This window comes from Nocardiopsis eucommiae, assembly GCF_965344335.1.
GTDB lineage: Bacteria > Actinomycetota > Actinomycetes > Streptosporangiales > Streptosporangiaceae > Nocardiopsis > Nocardiopsis eucommiae.
The window spans coordinates 180,886-196,590 of record NZ_CBDRIY010000002.1 but is presented as its reverse complement, the minus strand read 5'-3'; the positions used below and the strand labels follow the sequence as shown (position 1 = coordinate 196,590).

Genomic DNA, 15,705 nt, shown 5'->3' with positions numbered 1-15,705 from the left:
AAACGATGCTCTGGCGGTAAAGCGGTGTCTGTCCATGCTAGGACGCTTGAACAGCCTCTTTGGAGGACACCGGATGGTCACGCTTCTTCCGGGACGTACCCGGGCGCGACCACCCAACGTCATCCATTACAGGTGATCAGCGGCGTCGTAGCCGGGTTCTGACCAAATCAAGGAATGCTGTGACTTCAGTCACATTGAGGAACTTGGCGGCAACCACGAACAGTACGGCACCGACCAGTCCTCCGGCCACCATCGACGCGAGGGCGGGCCACACGTCGCCCGGCAGGCCGCCGAGGGCGAAGATCATCAGGACGCCGAACGCCGCCGCCGGAACCGTGGCCACGTGCAGCTTGAACAGCGTCACCGCGGTCCGTCGGCCGTCGAGCCCGTTCAGCCTCCTGTTGAGGAGGTACCACATGATGGCCGAACCGACCACGTAGTAGAGACCGTAGGGCACCGGCAGCCACACGACGATGTCCTGCGGGTTGTCGGCCATGAAGTACAGCAGGCTGAGCGCCGTGACCGCGTGGGCGATCTCGGACGGGATCGACACCAGCGCCGGGGTCCGCGTGTCGCCCAGCGCGTAGAACACGCGCATCTGGAGCTGGAAGAGCGTGAAGGGGATCAACATCACGCAGAACACCATGAGGATGCGCCCGATCGCCGCCGCGTCCTCGGCGCTCGTGCTGCCCTGCGCGTAGATCATCACGCAGAACGGGACCGCGAAGACGATCATCGCCACCGCGATGGGCACGATCAGGACCGACGAGAGCCGGAAGCCCCGGGAGAAGTCGCTGCGCACCTGGTCCTTGCGCCCGGCCGCGACGTGCTCGCTCATCCGGGGCAGCAGGGCGGTGATCACCGAGACCGCGATGATCGCGTACGGAAGCTGGAACAGCATCGACGCGAACTTGTACGCCGCGATGCCCGAGCCGGTCTCGTAACCGAGGTCGGCCGCCATCGAACCTGCGCGCGTGGCGACGTTGGTGGAGACGAGCGCGCCCACCTGGGCGACGACGATGTAGAGCATCATCCACGAGGCCGCGCTGGCGGCCTCGCCCAGCCCGGAACCGCGCAGGTCCAGGCGGGGACGCCAGCGGAAGCCCGCGGCGGCGAGCGCCCAGACCAGCACGCCCGCCTGGACGACCTGGCCCACCGCGGTGCCGAGGCCCAGCAGGGCGAGCTCGCCGGAGGTGATGGTGTCCGGCGTCCGGCCCGGACCGGCCAGGGACAGGAACCACAGGCAGACGCCGATGATGACGACGTTGTTGAGCACCGGCGCCCACATCGGAGCGCCGAACTTGTTGCGCGCGTTCAGCATCGCGCTGGCCAGGCCGCTGGCGCCGATGAAGAAGATCTGGAGCACCAGGTAGCGGGCGAGGATCACGGAGACCTCGTACTGGGCCCCGCTGAACCCGCCCGCGTAGATCCGGATGAACCACTCCGCGATCAGCACCGACACCAGCGTCAGCACGAACAGCGCGAGCAGCATCAGGGTGACCAGACGCTGCTCCGTCCGGTCACCGCCGTCCGCGTCCAGCTTGCGCCGCTTGACCAGGAAGGGCACGAACACGCTCGCCAGCAACCCGCCGATGAGCAGGTCGTAGATCATGTACGGCACCATGCCGGCGGTCTGGTACGCGTCACCCAGCAGCTGGGTGCCGATCGCGGCGGCGAGCACGATGGTGCGGACGAAGCCCGTCACACGCGAGGCGATGGTGCCGACCGCCATGATCGCCGTCGACTTGGCGATGTTGCCCGGACCGGTGTGCGTCGCACCGCCGATCTCGTCGCCGTCCTCCAGGCCCGCGCGGTCCGCCGTGCCGACGTCACCGATCTCGCTGGGATCCCGGACCGTCCTCAGGCCGGTCTCCGGCTCGATCCGGGGTTCGGCGCGCTCGTAGGCGTCGAGCACGTCCTCGGGCATCACCAGGTGGTGCCGGGGCGCGCCCTCGTGGGTTTCCTCGGGTCCGGGCTCCGGACCGTCGGCGTGCTGGCGGGGATGATCGCTGGACACCGTGGGGTGGTCCTCTTCCTCTGACTCTTGCGGCTGGGGTGTCCGGCGGGGGCGGGGCCGGAAGGGCTCACGGCATCTATCGACGCAGGCGGCCGCGGATGAGTTCCACGGCGGAGCTCAGCTCGGGGACGCGCAGCAGTCGGGCGGAGAGCAGGAACAGCAGGGCGCCGACGGCACAGCCGACGAGGGGGGCGCCGACGTTGGTGGCCAGACCGGGTCCGACCCGCGTCTCGAAGAACCAGAGCACACCGAAGCCCGCCGCGATGCTGGGTACGACGGCCAGGTGCAGCCGCAACAATGTGCCCATCACGTGCTTTCCGTCAAGTCCCCCGATCCTGCGACTGAGGATCTGACCCGCGATGGTCAGGCCCGACAGGAACGAGAGCATGAAGCCCGAGGCGACGCCGACGACGACCAGGTTCGGCGGCAGGAGCAGGTAGGCGACGAGGGCCAGACCGCTGTGAACGGCGAGGTTGGCCAGGCCGATCAGGGCCGGGGTACGGGTGTCGCCCATGGCGAAGAACACGCGCAGCATGAGCTGGAACACGGTGAACGGCAGCAGGCCGAGCGACATCACGGCGAGGATCTGGCCGATGGCGGCCGCGTCCGCGACCGACACCGAGCCCCGGGCGAACGCCAGGATCGACAGCGGTTCCGCGAACATCGCGACGGCGAAGGCGATCGGGACGAGCACGAACGCGGAGATCCGCAGCGTACGGGAGAAGTCGGAGCGGACGGAGGCCCAGTCGCGGTCGTCCGCGTGCGCGCTCATGCGGGGGAGCAGGACGGTGATCAGCGAGACCGCGATGATCGCGTACGGGAGCTGGAAGAGCTGGTACGCCAGGTTGTAGGCGCTGATACCGGCACCGACGTCCAGGCCCTGCTCGATGCTGGCCACGTTGGCGGCGTTGGCGATGTTGGTGGTGATCCACAGGCCCGCCTGGGTCAGGAGGGTGTAGAGCATCATCCACCCGGCGGTGCGCAGCGCCTCACCGAGACCGGAGCCGCGCAGGTCCAGGCGGGGGCGCCAGCGGTAGCCGGTCCGCGTCAGGGCGACGAACAGGACCAGGGCCTGGAGCGCCATGCCGGCGGCGGTGCCCGCGCCCAGCAGGGTGAGCTCGCCGGTGGAGACGGTCTCGGGGGTGCGGCCCGGACCGGCCACGATCAGGAACATCGCGGCGACGCCCATGATGACGACGTTGTTGAGCACCGGGGCCCAGACCGCCGCGCCGAACTTGCCGCGCGTGTTGAGCATGGCGCTCAACAGGCCGCTCAGGCCCACGAAGAAGATCTGCGAGAGCAGGAAGCGGGCCAGGTAGACCGACGCCTCGAACTGCAGGGGGGTGAAGCGGGAGCCGTACAGCCAGATCAGGGCCTCGGCGGCCAGGATCGCGACCGTGGTCACCAGCAGCAGCGCCAGCACCATGGAGGTGAACAGGCGGTCCTCGGTGGCCTTGCCACCGTCGGCGTCGCGCTTGCGCCGCTTGACCAGGAACGGGATGACCACGGAGGCCATCAGGCCGCCGATGAGCAGGTCGTTCAGGATGAAGGGGATCGTGTGCGCCGTGTGGTAGGCGTCACCGAGCAGGTGGGTGCCGATGGCGGCGGCCAGCACGATGGTGCGGGCGAAGCCGGTGATGCGGGAGGCCATGGTGCCGACGGCCATGATCATGCTGGACCGCATCATGCCGCCGGAGTCGGAGCCCTCCGGCGGGGCGGGTGCCTCGGGCTCGGGGAGCTCGCCCTCCTCGTAGGAGGGGGTCGGGCCGCCGGTGGGGCGGACGGCGCTGTCACCGGGCATGGGGCCCTCGTGGGGAGGCCTGGTGTGTTTGGGCGTGTGACGGGGGGACTGCTCGTCGCCGTTCGGGGAGTCGGTGACCACCGTGGATCAGGGTTCCTTTCGTCTGCGGGGAGGGTTCGGGCCGCGACGCCGTGGGGACGGCGCCGCGGATCAGGGTGTGGCGGTCACTTTCCGGAGCCGCTGCCGTCCGGGTCGTCCTTGGTCGTGGGGGAGTCGGCCGTGGTGTCGCCGTCCGCCGTTCGGTCCCCGTCGCCGGGCGTCGCGTCGGAGGGCCGCCCGGCGGCGGGGGCGTTCGGGGTGGTGCCCTCCGGCGTCCCGTCACCCTCGGGTGCGTCGGTCTCGGAACCGGCGTCGGCCTGGGACGTGTCGGCGTCGGGTGCGTCGGTCCCGGGCGCGCGAACGTCGGGATCGGAGCCCGTCCCGGCCGCGTCGGTCTCGGAACCGGCGTCGGTCTCGGAGCCGTCGGCGGACCGCTCGCCGTCCGCCGTACCGTCTCCGGCCTCGGCCGCCTTCGCCCTGGCCGCCTGCTTGCGGGCCCACTTGCGCAGCGCGCGCGGGGCCAGCGCCGCGACCAGGATCAACAGGCCGATCCCGCTGATCAGCAGGGCCTGCGTGCCCAGACCCGTGGCGTTCACCTGGATCAGCGTGTCCTGCGAGCTGATCGGCTCACCGTCGGCGTTCTGGAGGCTGACGTGCACGTTCGTGCTGCCGTTGATCCGGGCCGACAACGGGACGTAGACCGTGGTCTTGGCCCCCGGGGCGATCTCGAAGTGGTGCGTGTACTCGCCGATGCTCAGACGCTCGGAGTTCTCCGAATAGAGCGACAGGTACACGTAGACGGCCTCGTCCTCGAGGTCGTTGGCCACGAGCACGCCGGTGGTCCCGGTGCGGCTGGCCAGCGTGACCGGCTCACCCGGGATGACGCGCACGTCCTCCCGGCGGCTCTGCACCGACTTGACCACCAGGGTGCGGGTGGCTCCGGCGAGGGCCTCGCGGTCCCGCCAGTGGACCGACTCCAGGCGCACCAGCGCGGGCCGGAACGGGTCGCTGTCACCGACCAGGATGCTGTTGAACAACCGCACGTCCCGGCTGACGTCCTCGATCTGGCCGAGGTAGGTGGAGCTGAGCCCGTCGCCGTACGCCTGGTCCGGGTAGTCCAGCTCCTGACGGGTCTCCTCCCGGTCCTTGGAGTCGGGGAGCTCGACCCGGTCCAGGCGCTCGGGGGAGAGCCAGGGCAGGCCGTCCGTGGCCTCCAGCACCCCCGAGGCGAACTCGGGGCTGGGGTCCCAGCCGGGCTCGGGGGCGGCGACGACCACCCGGTCGCCCTCGCCGCTCTCCCCGGCGATCATCGCGGTCTCCGCCGCGAAGCGCTGGAGGGCCAGGGCGGACTCGCCCGGCTCCCACGAGGGCATCGACAGCACGTCGGTCAGACCGGAGTCCGTCACCAGCGCGTAGGGCTCCTCGTCAGCTTCCTCGTCCCCGCTCACAGGCAGGGGGGCCTGCGCGCTGGGGGTCGTGGAGATCCAGGAGGCGGGGGGAAGCGCCTCCTCGGACAGCAGGAAGCGGTCGGCGCCGTGCTCGGTGTACAGCTCCTGGACGCGCTCGTCCATCAGCCCCTCGGCCGGGACCGCGAACCGGTCGTCCGCCTCCAGGGCGAGCGCGCGCGCCACGGCCTCCTGGCCGAGCCGCAGCGAGGCCTCGGCGTCACCGTTCATGTCGTTGAGGAGCAGCGCGACCAGGTCGGCGTCGGCGTAGGGGGAGGCCACGACGGTGTCGGCGGCCAGGACCTCGCGGGCCTCGCGCAGCCACACCTGGGCGGCCACGTCCGCGGGGCGCCCCTGACGGCCCGGTTCCTCGGCCGGGTCGTCCAGGGGGCCCTCCAGGACCTGGTGCTCGGCCGCGGCCATGCGGAGGACGTCGTCGAGCGTTCCGGGGTCGACGGACCAGGTCACCGGGATGCCCTCGGTGCGCGTCGGCCTCTCCTCACCGCCGTCGTCCTCGTCGTTCCCGCCGTCCTCCTCGGGAGAGGCGGAGGGGTCCGCCTCCTCGTCGGTGCCCTCGTCGGACGCCTCGGGGGAGACCGAGTCGGCGCTCTCCTCCGCGGTGACCTCCTCCCCGGCGGTCGGTGAGCTCTCGTCGGTCGGCTCGGGGCTCTCCTCGACGCCCTGGTCCTCCTCCAGCCCCAGTTCCTCGACGAGGTCCTCGTCCCCGGCCTCGAAGGACAGGGGGACCTGCGCACCGGATTCCAGGAGCCGTCCGAGGCGCCCGTCGGCGCCGACCGACCCGTGCAGCTCGTCGCTGAGGAAGGTGTCGTCGTCGGCGCGCTGGGGGGCGTCCATCAGCGGCCAGACCCAGGCCAGGTCCAGGGTGGGGACGTCGTCGTCGGCGGTGTAGGGAAGGAAGGTGTACTGCGCGCCGAGGGGGTCGCCGTCACCGTCGACCGCCTCGACGACCATGGGGTACACCCCGTAGGAGCCCAGGCCCAGATCCTCGGCGGGGGTGCTCAGCGAGTACTCCAGGGTGCCGTCCGGCTCCAGCTTCCCCTTGAACTCCTTGTCCGGCCCCGAGGCGCTCGGCTGCCAGTCCTCGCCGGTGGCGAAGTCGTCCAGCTCGTCGCGGGAGGTGAAGGGGTGCCGGGAGTAGCGCACGCGGACGGTGACGTCCTCGACGGTCTCCCCGGTGGTGTTGGTCACCTCGCCCGACACCCGCAGGGTGCTGTCCTCGTCCAGGGCGTCCGGGGTGATCCGGTCCACGACGAGCGGAGCGGCCGCCCCCTCGTCGTCGGGCTCGGCCGACGCGGGCGAGAGGGTGGCCGGTATCGGAAGCAGAGCGGCGGTCATGGCCATGACCGCGGCCGCGGAAGCAGTTCGACGCAACGCTTGGTTTCCTGATTCGGGTCCAGGTGTCCGTCCCGCCAGGGATACGGAAGGTGGGGCGGGGTCGGTCGGGGTGCCCGCGCGGCGCGCTCGGCCCAAGCGGGGCTGGTGGCCTCGGACTGACCGTGACATGCCACCACTTCACCCGAAGATACCGCGTTCCTCGAATCCCGGTTCTGACGCGGACCGTTGTTCGGGGTCGTGGTCGGCCCACCCTTTCATTGACCGGGGTCCGACACCAGGGCCGCCACAGGCCCTCAGCGGTATCGGACTGATTCGCGGTCACCCCGTGTGGCCGCCTAACCTGCGTGGTGTGCCGAACACAGAGCCTTCGCGTGAGAACGACGCCGCCCGGAACCCGTCCACGGGGGTGAACCCGCCCGCGGGTGAACTCAGTGGTGCGCAGCGAGCGGCGGTCGCCGCGTTGGTCGACGCGATCCAACCCGTGGCCGACGAACTGGGCGACCGTTTCGACGCCCAGGGGCAGCAGCTCGCCATCGTCGGCGGTCCGGTCCGCGACGCGCTCCTCGGCCGCGACTCCAACGACGTGGACCTCACCACCGACGCCGTGCCCCAGCGCGTCCTCGAACTCATCGACGGCTGGGCGGACTCCGTGTGGACCGTCGGCATCGAGTTCGGCACCGTCGGCCTGCGCAAGCGCGGGCTCCAGCTGGAGATCACCACCTACCGCAGCGAGGCCTACTCGCCCAAGTCCCGCAAGCCCGAGGTGGCCTACGGCACGAACATCCACGACGACCTGCTCCGCCGCGACTTCACGGTCAACGCGATGGCGGTGCACCTGCCCAGCCGGGAGTTCGTGGACCCCTTCGGCGGTCTCGCGGACCTCAGGGCCAAGGTGCTGCGGACCCCGGGCCGCCCGGAGGACTCCTTCAGCGACGACCCGCTGCGCATCATGCGCGCGGTCCGCTTCGCGGCGCAGCTCGGCTTCTCCCTGGCACCCGAGGTGGCCGAGGCCGCCCGGAACATGGCGGACCGGCTCGCCATCGTCTCGGCCGAGCGCGTCCGCGACGAGCTCACCAAGCTCATGCTCAGCCCGGACCCGCGCCGGGGGATCGAGCTCATGGTGGACCTCGGCATCGCCGAGCACGTGATGCCCGAGATCCCGAGGATGCGGCTGGAGATCGACGAGCACCATCGGCACAAGGACGTCTACGAGCACTCGCTCACCGTCCTGGACCAGGCCATGGACCTGGAGCGCCGACGCGGTCACGAACCCGACCTCGTGCTGCGCCTGGCCGCCCTGATGCACGACGTCGGCAAGCCCCGGACCCGTGCCTTCGAGGGCGGCAACAGGGTCACCTTCCACCACCACGAGGTGGTGGGCGCGTCCATGAGCCGCAAGCGGCTGTCCGCTCTGCGCTTCCCCAAGGACGTGATCTCCCAGGTGAGCACGCTGGTCGCGTTGCACCTGCGGTTCCACGGCTACGGCCGGGGCGAGTGGACGGACTCGGCGGTGCGCCGCTACGCCAGGGACGCCGGTGACCAGCTGGAGCGCCTGCACATCCTGACCAGGGCCGACTGCACCACCCGCAACCGGCGCAAGGCCGCCGCGCTCGCGCGTTCCTACGACGACATCGAGCGTCGCATCTCCGAGCTGGCCGAGCAGGAGGAGCTGGACCGTATCCGGCCCGACCTGGACGGCAACGAGATCCAGGAGATCCTGGGTGTGAAGCCCGGTCCGCTGGTGGGCAAGGCCTACCGGTACCTCCTGGAGCTGCGCCTGGAGAACGGCCCCATGGAGAAGGAGAAGGTCGTCGCGGAGCTGCGCTCCTGGGCGGCGGACCACCTGGAGCAGGACGGCCGTCAGGACGGGTAGTCCGCGCGGGCGCCGGGAGGGGTGGTCCGGCGCCGCTCAGAGCCCCGGCTTCACCGCGGTGACCGCCATGCCCGCGCCGAACACCCGCAGCGGCGTGCCCTCCAGGGCGCCCGACACGCTCGGCAGGGCCGGCGGACGGCGGTCGAGGGACGGCATGAGGTAGTCGATCGCGCGCACGCGCAGCCCGTGGCCGCGCAGCAGGCGTCCCAGCTCCTGGCTGCTGAAGGACCGCGTGTCCGACATCCGTGTGTGCAGGGGCCGCACCCAGGGCAGGAACGGGGCGGTGACGGCGGGGCGCCGCCGTACCCCCCAGAGGACCCCGTGCGTCTCGAAGGGGAACCAGCGGTTGGACGTGGTCAGGGAGAACGCGCCGCCGGGCCGCAGCACGCGGTGGATCTCCGCCAGGGCGCCGTCCAGGTCGTCCAGGTGCTCGACCACGTCGAACGCGGTGACCCGGTCGAAGGTGTTCGTGTCGAAGGCCAGGGAGTCGGGGGTCATCTTGTGCACCCCGATCCGGTCCTCCAGTTCGGTTCCGGCGATGCGCCCGTTGATCGCGTCGAGCAGCGCGGGGTCGGTGTCGATGGCGTCGACGCGCACGTACCCCGGGGCGAGCGCGACGGTGTGGGAGCCGGCACCGCAGCAGACGTCGAGGAGTCGGTCGCCGCGGACGGGCAGCTGGCGGGTGACGGCCCCGACGCGTTTGGCCACCCCTCTGTCACTCCCGGACCCGCCCCTGGACCCGTGCGAAGCACCGCCGGTTCCGAAACCGCCGCTCATGGCCACCATCTCCTGCTCGTGCGCGAATGCCTGCGGGGGAGACTACATTAAGTGTCGCTTTGACTACTCGTAGAGAGGGTGACATGTCGACTCGTGGTCAGGGGGCCTGACGGCACCGTCTCCCGGAAGGACCCGCACCCGGGAAGCCGATCCGCCGGTGCGAGGATGGCGCGATGACGATCACCACCTGGTACCTGGAGACGACCGACCCCGCCGAGCTGCGGCCCGGCCGCGAGCCGGAGGGCGCGGTGACCCTCGTCCGCGCGGAGGTGCCCAGCCCCGAGCTCTCGCGGTTCCTCTACACGACGGTCGGCGGCGACTACCAGTGGATCGACCGCGCCCGTTGGAGCACCGACGAGTGGCGTGCGCGGGTGGCGGACCCGAACGTGGAGACCTGGGTCCTGTACGACCGGGGCACGCCCGCGGGTTACGCGGAGCTGGAGTCCCAGCCCGGAGGGGAGGTCGAGGTGGTCTACTTCGGCCTCCTCCCCGGGTTCCTCGGACGGGGCCTGGGCGGGCACATGCTCACCGAGGCGCTGCGCCGGGCGTGGGACCTGGGGGCCCGCCGGCCGGACCGCGAGGCCACGCGCCGGGTGTGGCTGCACACCTGCTCGCTGGACGGGGACCACGCCCTCGACAACTACCGGGCCCGGGGTCTGCGCCTCTATCGGGAGACCACCGAGGAGCAGCCGGTGGCCGAGGGTGTCGGGGGCTAGGGGCCAGGGGCCAGGGGCCAGTGGCCAGGGGCGCTGGGGTCGACTCGTCGACGAGTCGGCACGTCCACGAGTCGACACGTCGACCCAGCCCGGGGGGCTCGTGACCGGCGTCCTCCAGGGGAACGGACGACGTCCCCCGGGTCCCCGCGCCCCGGGTCCCCGCCGGGACACGCACGGGCCCATGAGGAAGGACACGGCCCGAAGAGGGACGTGTCCTTGTGGGGGGCGTGCCCGGGGCCCACGGGCCCCGGGCAGGGGAGCGGCTACTCGCCCGCGATGAAGCTCTCGACCTTGTCGTGCGCCTCGGCGTCGCTGTACTGCTCCGGAGGCGACTTCATGAAGTAGGAGGACGGCTCCAGGATCGGGCCGCCGATGCCGCGGTCCTTGGCGATCTTCGCGGCGCGGACCGCGTCGATGATGATCCCGGCGGAGTTGGGGGAGTCCCAGACCTCCAGCTTGTACTCCAGGTTCAGCGGGACGTCACCGAAGGCACGGCCCTCGAGGCGGATGTAGGCCCACTTGCGGTCGTCCAGCCACGGCACGTGGTCCGACGGACCGATGTGCACCGCACCGGCGTTGAGCTCGTGCGGGATCTGCGAGGTGACCGACTGCGTCTTGGAGATCTTCTTCGACTCCAGGCGCTCGCGCTCCAACATGTTCTTGAAGTCCATGTTGCCGCCGAAGTTCAGCTGGTACGTGCGGTCGACGATCACGCCCCGGTCCTCGAACAGCTTGGACAGCACCCGGTGGGTGATGGTGGCGCCGATCTGCGACTTGATGTCGTCACCGATGATCGGCACACCGGCCTTGGTGAACTTCTCGGCCCACTCCGGGTCGGAGGCGATGAACACCGGGAGCGCGTTGACGAAGGCCACGCCCGCGTCGATGGCGCACTGCGCGTAGAACTTGTCGGCCTCGTCGGAGCCCACCGGGAGGTAGGAGACGAGGACGTCGGCCTTGGCGGCCTTCAGGGCGGCGACCACGTCCACGGCGTCCTCGGGGGACTCCTGGATCATCTCGCGGTAGTACTTGCCCAGACCGTCGTAGGTCGGGCCGCGCATGACGGTCACGCCGGTCGGCGGGACGTCACAGATCTTGACGGTGTTGTTCTCGCTCGCGGTGATGGCGTCCGCCAGGTCGTGCCCGACCTTCTTCGCGTCCACGTCGAAGGCGGCGACGAACTCGATGTCGCTCACGTGGTACGGGCCGAACTGGACATGCATCAGGCCGGGGACCCGCGACTCCGGGTCGGCGTCCTTGTAGTAGTGCACACCCTGGACGAGCGACGCCGCACAGTTGCCGACACCCACGACGGCTACACGTACCGAACCCATTGGTCCTTGCTCCTTCTTCTCCGCGAACATGGATTCCACAGCGCACGGCGACGGGCCCGCTCCGACGGCGGTCCGGGGCTCGTCATCCTGCGTCGTATTCCGTATGTGATCAGCAGCGCGCACGGCGGTTCTGTTCCCCCTCATGGCCGTCGAATCAGGGAGAACTGTCCATGTCTGGCTGGTTTGTTCTGATCTGACTCTATCCACGACCGGTGGTGGGGACGCAGGCGGTCAACGGTCACGAAGACACCGGAGTGACCACTGGTGACCACGGTGCGGGGCGGTCCCGTTCGATCCCGTGCGTGATCCCACACGAACACCCCGAACGGGGACGACACCGGACCGCACCGCACGGGTGACCGCAGTCACACGCTGCGCCCCTTTCGGCTCCGCGTCGCTGAACTGCCAGGACCGGCGGTTCCCGGCAGACGGTGACGAGGTCTTCCAAAGCGAGCGATACCCTCGCGCGTGGGTTGTGCTATATCGTTCGATCGCTCTAACGTGACCTTTGATTTGCGTGCGAAGCCGGTCCAGACCCCCGAACGAAGCCATGCCGCGGCGACGTTGACGTCGGCCCAGAGCACCGACGCGACCGGGGAAGCGCTCCCGCAGGCCAACGATCAGGAGGAAGTAGCGGCCAACGTCTTCGCGACCTGTTGAAAACCTTCACCCCCGGGTGGGCGTCTCTTTATCAAGCCTTGAACCACAGGCGAAAGCGGCGGAACCGGGTCGAACCACACCCGAGCGTGCCGCTCCACGAGTACAGGTCGTGAATCACCGATCCCCCAGGGGGACCGACCCCCGTTTCCACCAAGGAATCGTCAGGCCGAGCGGCCGTGAGAGGCAATCGAGGACCACGTGAGTACCGAACGACGACGGAATGCCGACGGCGGCCGTCGCCGGGCCGACGGCCCGGACGACGGTCCGCGCGGTGACGGCGGAAGGCGCAGGGCCGGTGGCCCTCCCCGGGAAGAACGTGCGGGCGGACGGCGCCGACCTGACTCCGAGGACGGCCTTCGGGGAGACGACAGGCCCGCTCCGCGCTCCCGCAGAGCCCGCCCCCCCGGGGACGAGGCTCGCTCCGAGGGGCGCCCCCGCCCCGAGGGCGGCCGCCGCCGCGCTGAAGGAGAGCGGCCCCGCCGCCCCGACGGCGAACGCCGACGCCGCCCCGAGGGCGACGGAGAGCGCCCGCGCAGGCGCCCCGACGACCCGCGCTCCCGACGACCCGAGGACGGCGACCGCCCCCGTCGCCGCCCCGACGACCCCCGGGCCGGCGGACGCCGCCGCTCCGAGGGCCCCCGCGACCCCCGCGACCGTGAACACGGCTCCCGATCCGAGGGACGCCGCTCCGGAGGGCGCGGCGCCCGCGCCGCCGCCGCCTCGGGCGGACGCGGCGGACGAGGCGGCGGCGGAGGCCGCCGTCGTCCCCGCGAGGACGAACCGGACGACCGCCCCTGGTTCAAGCGCTTCCTGTCCAAGGCCTGGAAACCCGCGCTCGCCTTCTGCGGTCTGATGATCATCGCCGGGGTGGCCGCCTTCGCGGTGCTCTACGCGATGGCTCCCGATCCGGAGGAGCTGGAGAAGAACGCGGAGAAGGACGCCTCGGCCACCCAGATCCTGTGGGCCGCGACGGGCGACGCGGAGAAGGGTGAGGTCGCGCTCACCACCGGCGAGGTCCAGCGCGTGGCCATCCAGCGCGAGGACATCCCGGAGGAGGTCGTCGACGGCGTGCTCGCCGCCGAGCAGGCCACCTTCTACGAGGACCCGGGCATCAACATCAAGGGGATCGGCCGCGCCATCCTCTCCGGAGGCGACGCGGGCGGTGGTTCGACCATCACCCAGCAGATGGCCCGCAACTACTACAGCGACCTCGACGGCGACCCGCCGCTGACCCGCAAGATCCGCGAGATCTTCATCTCGATCAAGCTGGGCCAGAAGGTTCCCCCGGACGAGATCCTCACGACCTACCTCAACACGATCTACTTCGGCCGCGGCGCCTCCGGCATCGAGATGGCGGCCCAGAAGTACTTCGGCAAGAGCGTGAGCGAGCTGGACCGGGCCGAGGGCGCGTACCTGGGCATCATCATCCAGATGCCCAGCAACTTCGAGAACCCCGAGCCGGACTCCTGGACCGCGAACTACCTGGACAAGGAGCGCTGGCCGTACGTCCAGCGCCAGCTGGCCGCCATGTACGAGAACACCGGCGGCGAGCGCGGCCTGCCCGAGGCCGAGGCCCAGCAGCTCGAGGTACCGGACTCGATCATCCCCTACGAGCCCGAGGCCGACCTGGACGATCCCCGGCAGGGGTACATCCGTCAGGCCGTGATCAACGAGGTCGAGCGGCGGTACTCGGAGCGGAACATCACCGGCGCGGACATCGCCACCAAGGGGCTGGTCATCCAGACCTCCCTCGACCCGGATCTGATGACCGCCGCCGAGGAGGCCTTCGACGTCCTGCCGGAGAGCGCGGCCGACGACACCATGCACGGGCTGACCGCGGTCGACCCCAGCACCGGTGAGATCGTCGCCTTCAACGGCGGACCGGACGTGTCCACGGTGATCAACAACTCCCTGGTGCACCAGACCCAGGCGGGATCGGCCTACAAGCCCTACGTGCTGGCGCGCGCGCTCGCGGACGACATCGGTCTGCGCAGCCAGTTCAACGGCGACAGCGGGTTGGAGTTTCCCGGTCTGGCCAGCCCCGTGATCAACTCCGGTGAAGTCGACTACGGCGAGGTGGACCTGATCCAGTCCACCGCCGACTCGGTGAACACCAGCTACGTGGACCTGGCGATCAAGGTCGACCCGGGCCGCGTGGACGAGCTCGCGGTCGAGATGGGCGTCCACCCCGACCGGCAGACCACCTCCCAGGTGGGTCCGCTGGTCGCGCTCGGCACCCACCAGGTGAACGCGCTCGACATGGCCAGCGGCTACGCGACCTTCGCCGCCGAGGGCCGCCACTTCCCGGCGCACATGGTCACCCAGGTGACCACCGCGGACGGCGAGGTGATCGACCCGGACGACGAAGCGGAGCTGGAGAGCGGCACGGAGGTCATCTCCCAGGCGGTCGCCGCGGACGCCACCTACGCCATGCAGCAGGCGGTCCTGGAGGGCGGCGCGAAGGAGGCGGCCCTCTCCGACGGGCGCCCGGTGGCCGGTAAGACCGGTACCTCCTCCGACGCGGTGTCGGCCTGGTTCGTGGGCTACACCCCGCAGTTGTCGGCCTCGGTGGGGCTGAGCCGCGCCCAGGGCGATCCGCTGGACTTCGGTCCGGAGATCGGTGACGTCTTCGGCGGCACCACCTCCGCGAAGGTCTGGAAGGCCTTCATGGAGGTCGCCATGGAGGGCCAGGAGCACCAGCAGTTCCCGGCCCCGCAGTGGGTGGGCGAGGACCAGCGGTTCCTGCCGACCCCCACTCCGAGCGAGACGCCGGAGGAGACCGACGAGCCCAGCGACGAACCCAGCGAGACTCCGAGCGAGGAGGAGTGCGTGCCGGGCGAGCCCGGCTGCGAGCCCGAGGAGTCTCCCGAGGAGTGCGAGTGGTGGGAACCGGGTTGCGACACAGAGGAGAGCCCCGACCCGGACGAGTGCGACACCATTATCGGCAGGCCTGCGCACTGCGACGATGAGGAGCCCAACCCGGGCGGCCCGCCGCCCGGCAGCGACCAGAGCAACCAGGCCAACAGCAGCAACAGCCTGATCAGGCCGAGAGACTGACCGGCTGACGGTCACGGCACGGCGGAGGGCCGGTGCGCGGAGGGGAGACCCTTCGGCACCGGCCCTCCGCCGTGTGGGGGAGAGGGGCCGCCGCGGTCCGGAGCCCAGCACCGGTGGTACCCCGCTGCTGGTAGCCTTGGTTCCCGTATGGCTCAGAGCCTGAGCGATGCCCCCGGTGGGACCGGGCGGCGGAACGCCGGGCTCCTGCCCTCCTGCCATGGAGATTCCATGGCCGCGACAGTCCAGAGGAGGAACGTACGCTCATGCGTCGTTACGAAATCATGGTCATCCTCGACCCCAACCTCGACGAGCGCACCGTCGCCCCGTCGCTGGAGAACTTCCTGGGCGTCGTCCGCAACGACGGCGGCTCGGTCGAGAAGACGGAGATCTGGGGCAAGCGTCGCCTCGCCTACGACATCAACAAGAACTCCGAGGGCATCTACGCGGTCATCGACCTGACCGCCAAGCCCGCGACGGTCAAGGAGCTCGACCGTCAGCTCGGCATCGCCGAGGCCGTGCTCCGCACCAAGGTTCTGCGTCCCGAGGTTCACTAGGCACCCCGGTGCCCTGACTCCCTGAGCCCCGATCGTTCCGCCCCCAGGACTGTTTTGTCTCTGGGGGCGCGGATGA

9 protein-coding genes are annotated in these 15,705 nt (G+C 70.5%); 4 read left to right on the top strand and 5 right to left on the bottom strand.

The window, feature by feature from the left end:
* Positions 1–136 precede the first annotated feature (136 nt).
* The 3 genes from murJ (ACRWK8_RS02405) to ACRWK8_RS02395 all read right to left on the bottom strand — a co-directional run bounded on the left by murJ (ACRWK8_RS02405) (position 137) and on the right by ACRWK8_RS02395 (position 6,664).
* On the bottom strand, positions 137–1,927 hold the full coding sequence (gene murJ / locus ACRWK8_RS02405) for a murein biosynthesis integral membrane protein MurJ (protein ID WP_431868083.1): 1,791 nt from the start codon (positions 1,925–1,927) through the stop codon (positions 137–139).
* Positions 1,928–2,093: 166 nt separating this feature from the next.
* A complete protein-coding gene (gene murJ, locus ACRWK8_RS02400; protein WP_431868024.1) occupies positions 2,094–3,899 on the bottom strand; it encodes a murein biosynthesis integral membrane protein MurJ in 1,806 nt (601 codons plus the stop codon).
* 83 nt (positions 3,900–3,982) lie between these two features.
* Positions 3,983–6,664 (bottom strand): DUF6049 family protein, encoded by a 2,682-nt coding sequence (locus ACRWK8_RS02395; RefSeq protein WP_431868081.1) that lies wholly within the window; start codon positions 6,662–6,664, stop codon positions 3,983–3,985.
* A gap of 343 nt (positions 6,665–7,007) precedes the next feature.
* Between ACRWK8_RS02395 and ACRWK8_RS02390 the strand changes: the two genes are divergently transcribed.
* The gene (locus ACRWK8_RS02390) at positions 7,008–8,531 is read left to right on the top strand and encodes a CCA tRNA nucleotidyltransferase (RefSeq protein WP_378735439.1); all 1,524 of its coding nucleotides are present in this window, start codon (positions 7,008–7,010) and stop codon (positions 8,529–8,531) included.
* A 36-nt stretch (positions 8,532–8,567) separates the two neighbouring features.
* Here ACRWK8_RS02390 and ACRWK8_RS02385 read toward each other — a convergent pair whose 3' ends face one another.
* The gene (locus ACRWK8_RS02385) at positions 8,568–9,308 is read right to left on the bottom strand and encodes a class I SAM-dependent methyltransferase (protein ID WP_431868022.1); all 741 of its coding nucleotides are present in this window, start codon (positions 9,306–9,308) and stop codon (positions 8,568–8,570) included.
* Between the two features lie 173 nt (positions 9,309–9,481).
* Between ACRWK8_RS02385 and ACRWK8_RS02380 the strand changes: the two genes are divergently transcribed.
* A complete protein-coding gene (locus ACRWK8_RS02380) occupies positions 9,482–10,024 on the top strand; it encodes a GNAT family N-acetyltransferase (protein WP_378735444.1) in 543 nt (180 codons plus the stop codon).
* A gap of 263 nt (positions 10,025–10,287) precedes the next feature.
* On the opposite strand, the gene ACRWK8_RS02375 is transcribed toward ACRWK8_RS02380, so the two are convergent.
* On the bottom strand, positions 10,288–11,358 hold the full coding sequence (locus ACRWK8_RS02375) for an inositol-3-phosphate synthase (protein WP_378735446.1): 1,071 nt from the start codon (positions 11,356–11,358) through the stop codon (positions 10,288–10,290).
* A gap of 858 nt (positions 11,359–12,216) precedes the next feature.
* On the opposite strand from ACRWK8_RS02375, the gene ACRWK8_RS02370 reads away from it, so the two are divergent.
* A complete protein-coding gene (locus ACRWK8_RS02370; protein ID WP_431868019.1) occupies positions 12,217–15,075 on the top strand; it encodes a transglycosylase domain-containing protein in 2,859 nt (952 codons plus the stop codon).
* Positions 15,076–15,338: 263 nt separating this feature from the next.
* The gene (rpsF, locus tag ACRWK8_RS02365) at positions 15,339–15,629 is read left to right on the top strand and encodes a 30S ribosomal protein S6 (RefSeq protein WP_017545727.1); all 291 of its coding nucleotides are present in this window, start codon (positions 15,339–15,341) and stop codon (positions 15,627–15,629) included.
* The last annotated feature ends 76 nt before the right edge of the window (positions 15,630–15,705 follow it).

Bases quoted from the DNA above. Each gene is read 5' to 3' on its own strand.
- ACRWK8_RS02395 (WP_431868081.1), bottom strand. From the start codon at position 6,664: ATGGCCATGACCGCCGCTCTGCTTCCGATACCGGCCACCCTCTCGCCC.
- ACRWK8_RS02385 (WP_431868022.1), bottom strand. From the start codon at position 9,308: ATGAGCGGCGGTTTCGGAACCGGCGGTGCTTCGCACGGGTCCAGGGGC.
- rpsF (WP_017545727.1), top strand. From the start codon at position 15,339: ATGCGTCGTTACGAAATCATGGTCATCCTCGACCCCAACCTCGACGAG.
- ACRWK8_RS02375 (WP_378735446.1), bottom strand. From the start codon at position 11,358: ATGGGTTCGGTACGTGTAGCCGTCGTGGGTGTCGGCAACTGTGCGGCG.
- ACRWK8_RS02380 (WP_378735444.1), top strand. From the start codon at position 9,482: ATGACGATCACCACCTGGTACCTGGAGACGACCGACCCCGCCGAGCTG.
- murJ (WP_431868083.1), bottom strand. From the start codon at position 1,927: ATGCCCGAGGACGTGCTCGACGCCTACGAGCGCGCCGAACCCCGGATC.